Origin of the sequence: Chroococcidiopsis thermalis PCC 7203, from assembly GCF_000317125.1 — a bacterium.
In the GTDB taxonomy this organism is placed as follows: domain Bacteria; phylum Cyanobacteriota; class Cyanobacteriia; order Cyanobacteriales; family Chroococcidiopsidaceae; genus Chroococcidiopsis; species Chroococcidiopsis thermalis.
This window is the reverse complement of sequence record NC_019695.1, coordinates 5,117,359-5,129,922: the sequence shown is the minus strand read 5'-3', so window position 1 is coordinate 5,129,922 and position 12,564 is coordinate 5,117,359. Positions and strand designations below refer to the sequence as shown.

11 protein-coding genes and 1 pseudogene are annotated in these 12,564 nt (G+C 41.8%); 2 read left to right on the top strand and 10 right to left on the bottom strand.

Annotated features, from left to right (window positions below):
* Positions 1–3: 3 nt before the first annotated feature.
* The 3 genes from CHRO_RS22305 to CHRO_RS22295 are packed head-to-tail and all read right to left on the bottom strand — an operon-like array spanning position 4 to position 1,072.
* Complete coding sequence (locus tag CHRO_RS22305) at positions 4–540, bottom strand: 2'-5' RNA ligase family protein (protein ID WP_015156490.1); 537 nt, start codon at positions 538–540, stop codon at positions 4–6.
* Between the two features lie 20 nt (positions 541–560).
* Positions 561–779, bottom strand: a complete 219-nt coding sequence (locus tag CHRO_RS22300; protein ID WP_015156489.1) for a hypothetical protein — start codon at positions 777–779, stop codon at positions 561–563.
* Positions 752–1,072, bottom strand: a complete 321-nt coding sequence (locus CHRO_RS22295; protein ID WP_041463413.1) for a carbon dioxide-concentrating mechanism protein CcmK — start codon at positions 1,070–1,072, stop codon at positions 752–754. Before CHRO_RS22295 ends, CHRO_RS22300 begins: the two co-directional genes overlap by 28 nt.
* 253 nt (positions 1,073–1,325) lie before the next feature.
* Between CHRO_RS22295 and CHRO_RS22290 the strand changes: the two genes are divergently transcribed.
* Positions 1,326–4,526 (top strand): tetratricopeptide repeat protein, encoded by a 3,201-nt coding sequence (locus CHRO_RS22290; protein ID WP_015156487.1) that lies wholly within the window; start codon positions 1,326–1,328, stop codon positions 4,524–4,526.
* 78 nt (positions 4,527–4,604) lie between these two features.
* Here the strand turns inward: CHRO_RS22290 and CHRO_RS22285 are convergent, their stop codons facing one another.
* From CHRO_RS22285 to CHRO_RS22260, 7 genes and pseudogenes are all read right to left on the bottom strand, one after another.
* The gene (locus tag CHRO_RS22285) at positions 4,605–4,793 is read right to left on the bottom strand and encodes a CPXCG motif-containing cysteine-rich protein (protein WP_015156486.1); all 189 of its coding nucleotides are present in this window, start codon (positions 4,791–4,793) and stop codon (positions 4,605–4,607) included.
* A 22-nt stretch (positions 4,794–4,815) separates the two neighbouring features.
* A pseudogene (locus CHRO_RS32805) lies at positions 4,816–4,962 on the bottom strand (VapC toxin family PIN domain ribonuclease); the annotation flags it as partial.
* Positions 4,963–5,060: 98 nt separating this feature from the next.
* Positions 5,061–7,328 (bottom strand): FdhF/YdeP family oxidoreductase, encoded by a 2,268-nt coding sequence (locus CHRO_RS22280; protein ID WP_015156485.1) that lies wholly within the window; start codon positions 7,326–7,328, stop codon positions 5,061–5,063.
* Positions 7,329–7,551: 223 nt separating this feature from the next.
* Positions 7,552–8,412 carry a 3'(2'),5'-bisphosphate nucleotidase CysQ family protein gene (locus tag CHRO_RS22275; protein ID WP_015156484.1) on the bottom strand — a complete coding sequence of 287 codons (861 nt, stop codon included), beginning with the start codon at positions 8,410–8,412 and terminating at the stop codon, positions 7,552–7,554.
* Between the two features lie 65 nt (positions 8,413–8,477).
* The gene (locus CHRO_RS22270; protein ID WP_015156483.1) at positions 8,478–9,290 is read right to left on the bottom strand and encodes a TlyA family RNA methyltransferase; all 813 of its coding nucleotides are present in this window, start codon (positions 9,288–9,290) and stop codon (positions 8,478–8,480) included.
* A 6-nt stretch (positions 9,291–9,296) separates the two neighbouring features.
* Positions 9,297–9,725: a DUF29 family protein gene (locus tag CHRO_RS22265; RefSeq protein WP_041463411.1), complete on the bottom strand. Its 429-nt coding sequence runs from the start codon at positions 9,723–9,725 to the stop codon at positions 9,297–9,299.
* Positions 9,726–9,774: 49 nt separating this feature from the next.
* Positions 9,775–10,548: a nucleoside phosphorylase gene (locus tag CHRO_RS22260; protein WP_015156481.1), complete on the bottom strand. Its 774-nt coding sequence runs from the start codon at positions 10,546–10,548 to the stop codon at positions 9,775–9,777.
* 176 nt (positions 10,549–10,724) lie between these two features.
* On the opposite strand from CHRO_RS22260, the gene CHRO_RS22255 reads away from it, so the two are divergent.
* Complete coding sequence (locus CHRO_RS22255) at positions 10,725–12,455, top strand: dynamin family protein (protein ID WP_015156480.1); 1,731 nt, start codon at positions 10,725–10,727, stop codon at positions 12,453–12,455.
* Positions 12,456–12,564 lie beyond the last annotated feature (109 nt).

Genomic DNA, 12,564 nt, shown 5'->3' with positions numbered 1-12,564 from the left:
TCCCTACTCACAACTCCCTGGTAACTGACAACTGATAACCGATGTAATATTTTCAATATCTGCTTGCGATTGAGCGGTATCTGGAGTCAGCAATACTTGAATTTCATCGAAAAAAACCTCAGTTCTCGGTAGAGAAATGGTTGCAGCTATTGATTGTTTTACATCTGCATCGAGATGTTTGTACATCAAGCTGAGATGGGGATTGAGAGTAAAATCGGCAGGGGACTGGGAGTGATTCCGAATTGACTCTGTAATCTGACTTAAGATTATACTGGGATGAAATTGGACGAAAAGAGTTTTCGTAAATTGGTCTGTATATAAGACGCGATCGCACTGTAAACTAAAAGCGTTAATTCCTCGAACTGCCTGCTCTAAAATTTCAGTTAGAGATGCATCATCTGCAAATTCTCCCCAGTAAATTGTAACGTGAGGCGTGAAGGAGAAAGCAGCGTAATTTTCGGCAAGGCGATCGATAGCTTCCTGAAAGAAGATTCTATCGGCGGTGGCGGGAATTAACCAAAATGCTACTTTTTGACCCATAAGTGGCTAGTGGCTAGTGGCTAGTGGCTAGTGGCTAAAATTACTTCCTTGTCTCCCTTGTCTCCCTTGTCTCCCTTGTCTCCCTTGTCTCCCTTGTCTCCCCCCTCTCCCTTGTCTTCCTTGTCTCCCTTGTCTCCCTTGTCTCCCTTGTCTCCCTTGTCTCCCTTGTCTCCCTTGTCTTCCTTGTCTTCCTTGTCTTCCTTGTCTTTCTCTACGCCGACAAAGGTGGGGGAAAGCAAATATCGTGCTGAAATTGAGCTACATCTTCAGTGCGGTGAATTGGTAAGATATACTCTAAATTTTCGTGAGGACGAGCAATAATGTGATGGGAAAGGATCTCGCCGCCATTAACCCGCAACACAGCTGCTAAGCCAGCTGTAATAGCTACATTCACCTCAGAAACAGCGCCTCTGATGATAACTGTAATGCGACCGAGATCCGTGTTTTCGTATGCAACAAGAGTCACCAGCGCCGCTTTACACATCGCATCCCCAGCTTCCACAGCAGCAGGAACGCCCGCAGTCTCAATCATACCGATCGCTAATGTTGCCACTTTATCAGTTGTCGGTTATTAGTAAGCAGTTACCACACACTACATCCTACACTCTTTCCCGACTCCCGACTCCTGTACGGGCGGGTTTAGCAAACATTTTGACTGCTAGAACTAAACATTTCGGGTCAAAACCCGCCCCTACCGACTCCCGACTGTCCAATCGAGAGATACTTAACTAGGAACGATATATTTGGATATAGTTGTCTCTATTAAACAGACAAAGGAAGTACCGATGGAACGCAAGCATTCAGAAGTCTTGACACTGGTATCCCGTAGTGGAAAGGTTCTCTCTACTTTCCTGCTGTCTGTAGGTATTGCAAGTGCTGGAGTTGCTAGCGCTAATAAGCCCATTCTTGCCCAAACAGCTACCCAAACTAACATTAGCCAAGAAAGACAGGTAGCGCAGTTACAGCCAAATAGCCAACAACAAAGTCCAGTCCAACAGCAAGTTCAAGCCGAAGCAAATCGCATATTTAGCCAGACGTTAACGATATTTAACATTCTGCTTGCCGTCCTAGTACTCATTTTAGCTTTGGCGATCGCGACTCTGTTTTTGCTACGGCGATCCGTGGTGCGCGAGGTAGCCGATTTAGTTGCAGCACGTATTAAAGAGGTGGGAGAGTTAGAAAGTAAGCTGAATACTGCTAACCAAGAAGTGAAAAAGCTGTTGCGTGCAGCTCAAGGTATCGCTGAGGATATGGATAATGAGGCAGATACTTTACACCAAGAAATTAATGCTAAAAGAAATAATCTCTCTCAGCTAATTTCTGAAGTCTACCAAACTAAGAATCAAGTCTTATCAGATCTAGCTACTCAAGTCAATAGTTCTAAACAAGCATTAGAAAATTTAGAAAATCAGTTCTCTACACAACTGACAGATTTACATTTAGGAGCGCAGAAGCACAGAGATTTAATATTACGTAATTTAGAACAATTAGGGGCTGATTTTTCACCTCAACTGATGGAATTGCAAGCCGACGTACAAGCACAAAAAGATGCGATCGTGCAGAATTTGAAGCGATCGGAGCAAGACTTTATCCAACAATTAAATGATATCCAAGGGACGACTCAAAAGCAACGAGAAGCTATTTTGGGGAACTTAGAACAATTAGCAGTTGCTTTTACTCACCAACTCTCAGAATTTCAAATTGATGTGCAAGGACAAAAAGATGTTGCATTACAACAATTTGAACAGACGAAAACAAATTTTGATACTCAGGTTTTAGCATTACAAGCAGATGCACAAGCACAAAAATCTCTAACGTTGCAAGAATTCGAGCAAGCGAAATCGGAGTTTGATGGTGAGTTATCAGTAATACAAGCAGAAATAGAAAAGCGTAGGGATACTGCTTTACGACAGTTCGTGCAAGCAAAAACAGATTTCGACACTCAAGTTAATGCCTTCAACGCCGATATTATCGAGCAAAAAGATAGTTCTCTAAAAAACTTCAGGCAAGTAGAAGGTACATTTATTACTCAATTGTTTGAACTGGAAAAGCAGGCAGCAAATCAGAAAGATTTAACAATCCGCAATTTAGAAAGACTGAGTGCGGATTTTGCGCCTCAACTAGCTGCGTTGCAAGCAGAGGTACAGGGACAAAAAGACGGTATTTTGAGGAAATTACAACAGTCAGAAACAGCATTTGTAGCGCGGCTCAATGAGTTACAACAGCAGTCACAAACTCAAAGAAATTTATTAGTAGAAAACTTAGAAAGATTGAGTCTGGAGTTTGCGCCTAAGCTAGCAGAAATGGAAGCAGACGTGCGGGAACAGAAAGATACAATTTTGCAAAACCTGAGCAGATCGGAAACAGATGTTGTAAAACAACTATCAGCACTGCGGGGAAATATTCAAAAGCAGCGAGACGTTGTGATTCAAGGCTTGAAACAAGCGGAAGCAGATTACAAGCAACAATTGAATGCGATTCAAACAGAGGCGCAAGCAGAAAGAAACACAATTTTACAAAATCTCAGATCCTTACAATCTGAATTTGCGCCACAACTAGCTGAAATTAAAACTGAAACTGCACGAAAGTTTCAAGAACAAAACGATTTGGCGCTAGAGAGTATAGCAAAGTTGCGCCAAGCGATCGCCGCTCAAATTTCTGCATCTGGGACAAAACTGCAAACGGAAATCGAGCAAGCCATTCAAAACCTCAAAACGCGAGAAGTTGAGTATGAATCTGAGGTGGAAAATACTCAAGCTGGAATTAAATCTCAACAAGATCGGACAATTCAAAGCATAGCAGAACTGGAAACCGAAGCGAGAAATAAACTTTCGGGTATTCAAGCAGAAATTCAAACTCGGAAAGATAAAACGTTGCAAGCGATCGATAAATTAGAAACCACGCTGTCTAGTTTCTTAAAAGATTTGCAATCGGAGGCAACAACCCAGAAAGAGTTAATTTTGCATAATTTAGCAGAAGTTGCTCCCAAAGCGATCGCAGAAGCGGCATTTGCTGAAATGACTGAGAAATTAGAGGAATTGACAGCGCAGATCGAACGCCTGAGATCGAATCAACCGCACTTATTCCTTAACCCAGAAGATTGTGTAAATCAGGGTAATACTTTATTTGCTGAAGGTAGATACGAAGCTGCTGTTGTCGCCTACAATCGGGCTTTAGAATTGAAACCCGATAACCCCGATGTATGGTATCAACTAGGAATAGCACATTGGGAATTACAACAATACGAAAAAGCGATCGCAGCATACGATAAAGTATTGGAAGTTCGTCCTAACAATCCCGAAACTTGGTATCAACGGGGTTTGGCATTGAAAGAATTAAAACGCTATGAAGGTGCATTTGCGGCGTTTAATAAAGTCCTCAAAGTCGAACCAAATGATGAGAAAGCTTGGTTCCAACGCGGGATTGTGTTGGGAAGAGCGAGCAAACTGGCTGAAGCGATCGCGGCTTATGACAAAGCAGTAGAAATTAACCCACAATACTATCAAGCTTGGATCGATCGCGGTGTTGCTTTAGGAAAACTACAACGCCATGAAGAAGCGTTTCAATCATTTGACAAAGCCGTACAAATAAAACCCGATAGTGCAGTAGCGTGGTTGAATCGGGGAATGGCATTAGAGGTATTGGAAAGGTATGAAGACGCGATCGCATCTTACGATAAGGCGATCGAATTTAATCCCGACTCATTCAAAGCTTGGAACTCTAGAGGATATCTCCTCGTACAACTAGAACGGGATGCAGAAGCATTAACGAGTTTCGATCGCGCTCTACAAATTAAATCTGATTATTCCAATGCTTATTACAATAAAGCTGCCTGTTATGCTTTGCAAGGACAAGCCGAATCTGCCTTAGAAAACTTGCAGCAAGCAATTAAACTCAATCCCAGCCACCGCGAAGAAGCACAAGCCGATCCCGATTTTGAAGGGTTAATTAACGATCGGCGCTTTCAGCAAGAAATTGGGGGATAAAAGCGAAAAGGAGTTTACTACAGAAAACAAATTCAGCGTCCTGTTAAATCAGTTTTATTAGTTAAAGAATAAATCAGTTTAACTTTCAGGTTCGCTACTAATTTCTATGTCTAAATTATCCTCGTCAATATAAATATAAAGTACGTTAGGCTGACAGCAAACTTGGCAGTCTTCCACATAAGATTGCTGCATTCCCCCGCTAAGATCGACAAACGTAGCATTAGGTTCGCCACAATAAGCGCAGAGATATTCAGATGTATTTTGCATATGCGATCGACCTACTAAAATATTATTCAGAAACTTGTACGAGATTGGCAATCGCATCTCCAAGGCGAGTAAAATGATTTGGATTCAATGCCAGGAGAATGTTTACATGTGCTTTCAAGGCAGCTTGAGCAATCAAAGCATCAAAAATGCCACCACCTGGAACATTTATGGCTATCGAGCCAAGCAAGCGGGATGCTGAGAATGACTGACAAGTAGTGCAGCAACCAAAACAGAAGTATCAAACAAAACTCTCACTAAGCTATAGCGCTAAATATACACAAAAATCGGTACTCGCTTGAAGGCAGGTATTCCACATTTAGGATCGATCCTTGCCTTAAATATCGCGTTAACTTCGGGATAAAACATGAAAGCCGTCCCTTGACGCACGGAACCAAAAATAATCTCTACATTTTCCATCTTGCCTGCATCACCCTGCACTGTGAGGCGCTGATGCTCTTGCAATCCTGCTTTTTCAGCATCAGCTGAATGCATTAATATACAATTTCGATGCGGCATTCCCCGATAGCGATCGCCTTCTTTGTACACTACAGTATTATGTTGTGAATAACTGCGTCCAGTCATCAAAATTAAGCTAAGACTGCGAGTAGATTCACAGATGCCAAAATCTTGCGGCTGAGGTGCGTGCAGTTGGGGTAAAAGCGTAACAAACATCTTGGCTTTACCTGATGGGGTAGCAAATTTAGGTTGTTTAAAGATGCGTCCGCCAATGGTAAATTCTTCTTTAGTTTCGTCAATAGTTGCCATTTGCTCGAAACCAGGGATGGTTTTGGCGATGAGTTGACGCACGTATTTTGTATCTTGAAGTTTGCGCCATTGAATCGGTTCTTCCCCGTGAAGCCGATGGGCTAATTCTGTTATAAATTCGACTTCTGAAATTAAATCTCCGTCTTTAATATGGGTTTTGCCTTCATCATTGAGCCGGACAAAATTATTGCCAGATTCAGTCGTTGTTTTGTGTGGATTTTCAAATCTATTAAATACTGGAATGATAATTGTGTTTTTCTTAGCTAAGCCGTGGAAGTGTCCTAAATTTGGTTTTGTTGCGAGGTAGATAATGGTTTCGATGTTACCTAATGCCCGCTTAGCTTGGGTTAAATCTGGGTTAGCAGCATATAAATTACCACCCACACAAATTAACGAATCTACCTCACCCGCATCCGCAGCGTCAATTAAATTACGGGCGCGATAGCCGGGATTGCGGTTGAGCGATCGCCCTAACAATTTTTCTAAAGTTTGTTGAATTTCTGGCTTCAATTTTGCCGTGACACCCATCGAGCCAAACCCTTGCACGTTGGAGTGTCCGCGAATCGGCATCGTGCCAGCACCCTCTTTACCTGCATTTCCTGTGATTAAGGCTGTATTGGCGATCGCATAGACGTTATCTACCCCATTTTCGTGTTGTGTCGCCCCCATTGCCCAAGCAAAGACCACACCTTTTGAAGTCCCGATAATGCGGGCTGCTGCTTCAATTTCTGCTTTGGAAATGCCGCAAGTAGCTACAATAGTTTCCCATTCAGTAGAAATAGCATAATCTACGACAGCTTCCCAATCTTCAGTTCGATCGCGTAGATAATCAATTTGAATGAGATTTTGTTCGATTAATGCTTTTTGAATCCCCACAAATAAAGCAACATCACTACCAGGAATCAACTGAAGATAGAGTGAAGAAATATCCGATCCGGTGAAGAGAGATTTAAGCGGGTATGCAGGTGAGGCGAATTTAACTAACCCAACTTCTACAACTGGATTGACCACAATAACTTTACCACCGCGATCGCGTAGTTGAATTAATTCGTTCATCAAACGCGGGTGGTTTGCAGGCGCATTCGAGCCAATTAACACTACACAGTCTGCCTTCTTCAGACTATCTAAACTTACCATTGAAGTACCGGAACCAAACATTTCCTTCAAACCTACGGTAGAAGGAACATGGCACAAATCGGAGCAATCTGCTAAGTGATTCGATCCCAAAGCCCGGATCGTTAATTGCAACAAAAATGCCGCTTCGTTAGACGATCGCCCCGAACTATAGGACGCAACTCGTTCTGGAGGGTGGCGAAAAGCTGTTTCGGCAATTTGATAAATCTCTTCCCAAGAAATACGTTCGTAATGAGACTTTCCTTCACGTAAAATGACAGGAAAGCTAAGACGACCGAGACGATCTGCTTCTAGAGAGGACAACTGCTGGAGTTCGGTAATTGTGTGGCGATCGAAAAAATGCCGTTCTACTGGCGGTTGCAGTTCGGCAGAAATAGCCTCTACACTCTTCATGCAGCGTTGTAGCGGTTCGTCTAGTTCGTTATGAAACCCGCCTTTTTGTCCACCCGTTCCCCAAGCACAAGATAGGCAAGAGCTTTTATGTAATAGAGTTTGCCACAGTTTCGGTCCCTCTGGAGACAACGTATGTTCTGCCCAATACTGAATTACAGGTAATCCACCACCCATTTCTGGGGTGTTGTGCTTCTCGCCGTTATGGTTTGAGTGGGATTGTTCCTGTTTTGTATCTGCGTCCATACGGTTCTCTCCTAGCACGGCTTAAGTGCATCCTCTCCTTCAATGTAACGAGAATTGGAGGAGATAAAAAATTTCTCTAGGATGATTTTTGTGTCAGCAAGCAGAAGCCAGGCGATCGCGAGGTTATATGGTATTTCCCATGCGGGTGTAATACATTCGTAGGGGCGCACAGCCGTGCGCCCCTACAGATCCGTAATCGCGATAAAACCGTTCTCAAGAGCGTTTAAATCGCCTCATTTTCTATTTCTACTAATATTCTTTCAGCTTCAACGCACAATCGATCGTGACACTCACCATTACTAGCAATTAAACCGCCCCATTGACTGACATCTTCTTTGTTATAAATTAAAGGAGTTCCATCAAAGTGTGTTAGTTTTCCTCCAGCTTCTGTAAGAATCAACTCTGGTGCGGCTAAGTCCCAATCTTTAGGGGCAGATTTACCAGAAAGAGAAATATAAACATCTGCTTGTTGTTCGACAATAGCAGCTATTTTTCCGCCAATACTACCCACACTCTTTTGTTTTTTACATAGTAATTTAGATAAAACTTTCTCTAATTTCTTACCTCTGTGCGAACGACTCACAACTATTGTAAATTCTTCAACATTCTGCCGTTGAGAAACTTTTACTTGTTGAATATTGCCATCGCGAGTTTCAACAAATGTTCCGCCTCCTAATGTAGCAAAATAAAGTTTTTCTACTTCTGGATAGGCTACGACTGATAACACCGGACGACCATCTTTAACCAAAGCAATGTGAATTGTATATTCTCCAGTTTTATCGATAAAATCTCGCGTACCATCTAAAGGGTCAATTATCCAAACCCAAGATTTGGTGGGTTGTGGTGTAGAAGATTTATAAGTTTCTTCGGTAATGTAGGCAAATTCTTCCTGTCCCAAGTTAGTTTGCAGGCGATCGAGGATATAACGATTCACGGCTAAATCTGCTGAGGTGACAGGACTACCTTGCTTATCTTTAATGTCTAGGTTGTCTTTATTTTCACCATAATAGTAAGACCGGAGAAGATAGGATGCGCCCCAACCAACAGAACGAGCGATCGCGAGAATTTCTTCTAAAGCTGGCATGTATTTATAACTGTAATCGTTTTACCCCCATTAATTCTAGTTGTAGAAACGGAAGTCTTGCATCTTTAACTCGAAAATTGCTGCCGCGCTTTGCTAGCAAGCTGTTGAATTGCCTGAAGTTCGGGTTCTGGTGTCTGGCTTTCCATTCCCAGCCATAATAAATACTCAATGTTTCCTGCTGGACCCTGGATTGGCGACCAGGTTAAGCCGCGGTATTGCCAGCCTAGTTCTCGCGATGTTTGGAGAACTTGAAAAACTGCCTCTGCTTGGTCGTTAGGATCGCGCACCACTCCTTTTTTACCAACTCGCGATCGCCCAACTTCAAATTGAGGTTTTACTAATAATATCGTCTCGCGAGGCTCGATTAAAAGTTGCCACAATGCAGGCAAAACTTTAGTTAAGGAAATAAATGATACATCAACGACGGCTAAATCAGCTGGTGCTGCATTGCCATATAATTCTTCTGGGGTGAGATGGCGTAAATTCGTCCGTTCCCGCAGTACGACACGCGGATCGTTACGCAAGCGCCACTCGACTTGTCCGTAACCGACATCGACACCGTAGACTTGTTTTGCACCCGCTTGCAACAAGCAATCGGTAAAGCCTCCCGTAGATATTCCCCCATCTAAACAAATTCTGTCTGTTACAGAAATAGTAAATTCAGCTAAAGCTTTGGCAAGTTTTTCTCCACCTCTAGACACATATGGCGATCGCGCTTTAATTTCAATTTTTGCGGTGGTTTCAATTTCCGTACCAGCTTTATCAATGACTTGCCGATTGACCATGACTTCCCCTGCCTGAATCAGCCGTTGTGCTTGCTGGCGCGAGGTACATAAATTTAATTCTACTAATAAAGTATCGAGTCGTTGTTTAGTCAAGGCAATTCACTCTTGCGGTAATATCAATTTCATAGCGCGATCGAGAATGACTTCGCGATCGACAATTTCTGCTAATGCTTCTGGTTCGTAAAGTCCTTCTGCTACTTCTAAAGAGGCATAATCAATTGCATCAGGATAAGCTTCTTCTAAAGCTACGTACAGTTCCTCTAATGTTAAATAATACCCTCCCGCTTTACGTCGCTTATTCTTTTTTTGGATAGCTCGTACCGAATTGCGAATTGATACTTCCCAGGAGGCGGTTGAGCGATTTTCAACTTGTTGCTTAATCAGATGTAACAGGAGAATAACAGCATAGCTGCCAATAGCACTAATTTTATCGTCGCGGCTCATTTCTTCTAATTCTTCAACAATCTCCAATGCTGCTGGGACATCACCTTTGAGCAGTAAATCTTTTAACTCTAGTAATTCTTCCATGACTAGCACCTCAAAATACATCCATCTCTATTCCGATTAATTCAGAGTATTATGCTAAATTTTCTATAACTCGAATCGCCACAGCGATCGCATTACCACCTGAATCTGCTTGCTGTTTTAATAATATCTCCTCACTACTCCTTCGCTGGGCAACAACAGTACAAATGCAAGCTGCGGCAAAGTTATAAACTCCCGCCATTTTAAACAGCGTACCGGATTCCATTTCATAGTTAAGTATATTCAACCGTCTATATTCTGCTGTAATTCCTTGTAGCGATCGCATTAAATGCGGATTGGCAGAATCGACTCGTTCCTGTCCTTCATAGAACGTATCCACCGAAGCTGTAATTCCTAAATGATACTCTACTCCTAACTCCCGTGCTGCCTGGACTAAAGCCACCGTGAGGAAAGGATCGGCAGCGGCGGGATATTCTACAGGTGCAATATCGTTGGCTGCACCCTGACGACACAAAGCCGCCTGACTGATGACAATACTTCCTGCTGGTACGTAATCTTGGATCGAACCGCAAGTTCCGATGCGAATAATTTGCCGAATTCCCAACTGCACTAACTCATTCACCACAATACTTAGGGAAGGCGCACCCATCCCACTTGTCGCCGCTAAAAGCGATCGCCCATTCGCTAAATTGCCGATATAACTATTTAAACCGCGATTTGCCGACAACAAGCGATCGCCCTGTAAATAAGTTTTGGCGATGAAATGCGATCGTTCGGGATCTCCCGACAACAGCGCTATTGTGGGGGGTACAGTACCCAAGTCGTCTCGCCCAAAACCCAAGTGATACAAACGCTTACTTGTCATAACTTACTATAAACCAGTATTTTTACCATCTCATCATCTTCGCGATCGTCACTAACCACGGGAAAACTAGCTAAATTTCCCTAGTTTTGCTATGGGCATTGTAGGAATCTCAAGGTTACGGTTGTACAGAATTTACTCTTACGGACAAGATCGTTCCTTTACATAAGCGAAACAGCATGAATTACGAAATAGAAACCGAAAATTTTCTTAAAGATTTAGAACGAGTTGCTCAAGTGAGGGTAGAAGTTGCTAACTATCTGGAACAGATGGCTGAAACGATCGAACTAGCAGAATTAGAAGGAAAAATCTCTTCTGGTGGACTTGGTTTAAATAGCCAGTTAGAAGACATAAAAGCGGTAGAAAATAATTTACGTCGAGGAGTATTTCGGCTTTTAGTTTTAGAGAATATGAAGCGAGATAAGACTACCTTTTGGAATGCTTTGATTGGCGAAAATTTATTATATAGCGATCTCAATTCATATACGGCTATCTTAACTATTTTACGTTATGGCAAGGAGAAGAAGGTTACAGTTTATTTTAACGATGACACGAAACCCGAACAATTAGATTTTCAACAATTCAAACAAACTTATACAATCGAACCTTCAGAAGCAAAGCAGTTAAAACAAGATGAGCAACAGATATTTCCTAATGTTAGCCATGCCTTAGTCGAATATCCTTTACCCTTATTAGAAAAAGGTATAGAAATTATTGATAGCCCTGGTTTAAATGATACGGAAGCTCGGTTAGAAGGAACTGGTTTTCCCGAATTTTTAGGTTCGTTAAATACATTTCTTACCAAAGAAAGAGCGATCGCGCAACTGCGACAAGCAAGAACTATAGCGCGTCAAGCTTATACTCGCACTCACGCAGCGATCGAGCGTCGTATTCCTTTATTAGCGCAAGATGTCGATCGATTAAAGCGCAAAATTAATTCTCTAGAACCGGAATTTAAAAAGTTAACTGGTATTCGCGATCGCTTTCAACAAGAAATTCGCAGTATGAGAGATATCCAAGCGAAAGAAATTGCCGATTCATTTCGTAACTATATCTTAAATCTAGGTAATACTTTTGAAACTGATTTTTTAAGCTATCAACCAGATTTAAAACTATTTGATTCTTTGAGCAAAAACAAGCATGATGCTTTCAATACAGTACTAAAAAAAGTATTTGAGCAGTATATTAACGATAAATTATCTAATTGGACGTTGAGTGCTGAAAAAAACTTAAATACAGCCTTTGCCCAACTTACCGTTAGCGCGGCTCGACATGGCGAATCTTATTCTCAAGTCACTGACGAAATAACCGAAAAAATTACCGAACAAAAGGTCGTAGCTAATTCTAATGGTACGGCTGAAAACAATAAGACACCTGCTTGGACAAAATGGGCAATGGGATTGTTTTCGCTTACTAGGGGTAACTTAGCTGGGATAGCGATGGCGGGTGCAGAGTTTGACTGGAAAAATATTTTATTTAACTATGTTGCTGTCATTGGTATTGATAATATTATTTTTGCTGTAAAAAGAATCTTTAGGGAACTATTAGAATTAGCATTAATTGGTTTAAACATGAATTTTTTGCAAGCAGATCGGGTACGTCAAGAATTAGTTAAAATGGCTGAGAAAGAATTAATTAAACATTTACCGCAGGTAGCTAGCGAACAATGGCTTGCTGTATATAACGGCGTGAAAGAATATTTTGATGCTTACGAACGAGAAGTAACTAAACGGATCGACGATGATATTATCTCTCGAAAATCTGAACTAGATAATCTAGTTCAGCAAAAAGAAACTTTTGAGGTAAATCGGGATGCAGAAATGCAACGTTTGCAAAAGCTAGATGGGGAAGTTGCGATGAAGTTACAACAGATAGAAGGCTTATTTCAAAAGTCGATCGCTTTAACATGAAGAAGTAGGAAGTAGATAATAGCAGGGGCATATCAATTAATATTTGTGTCACGCCGATAAAAGTCCAAGACAAGTTTACATAGAGTGTAGGCGATCGCGATTTAAATTA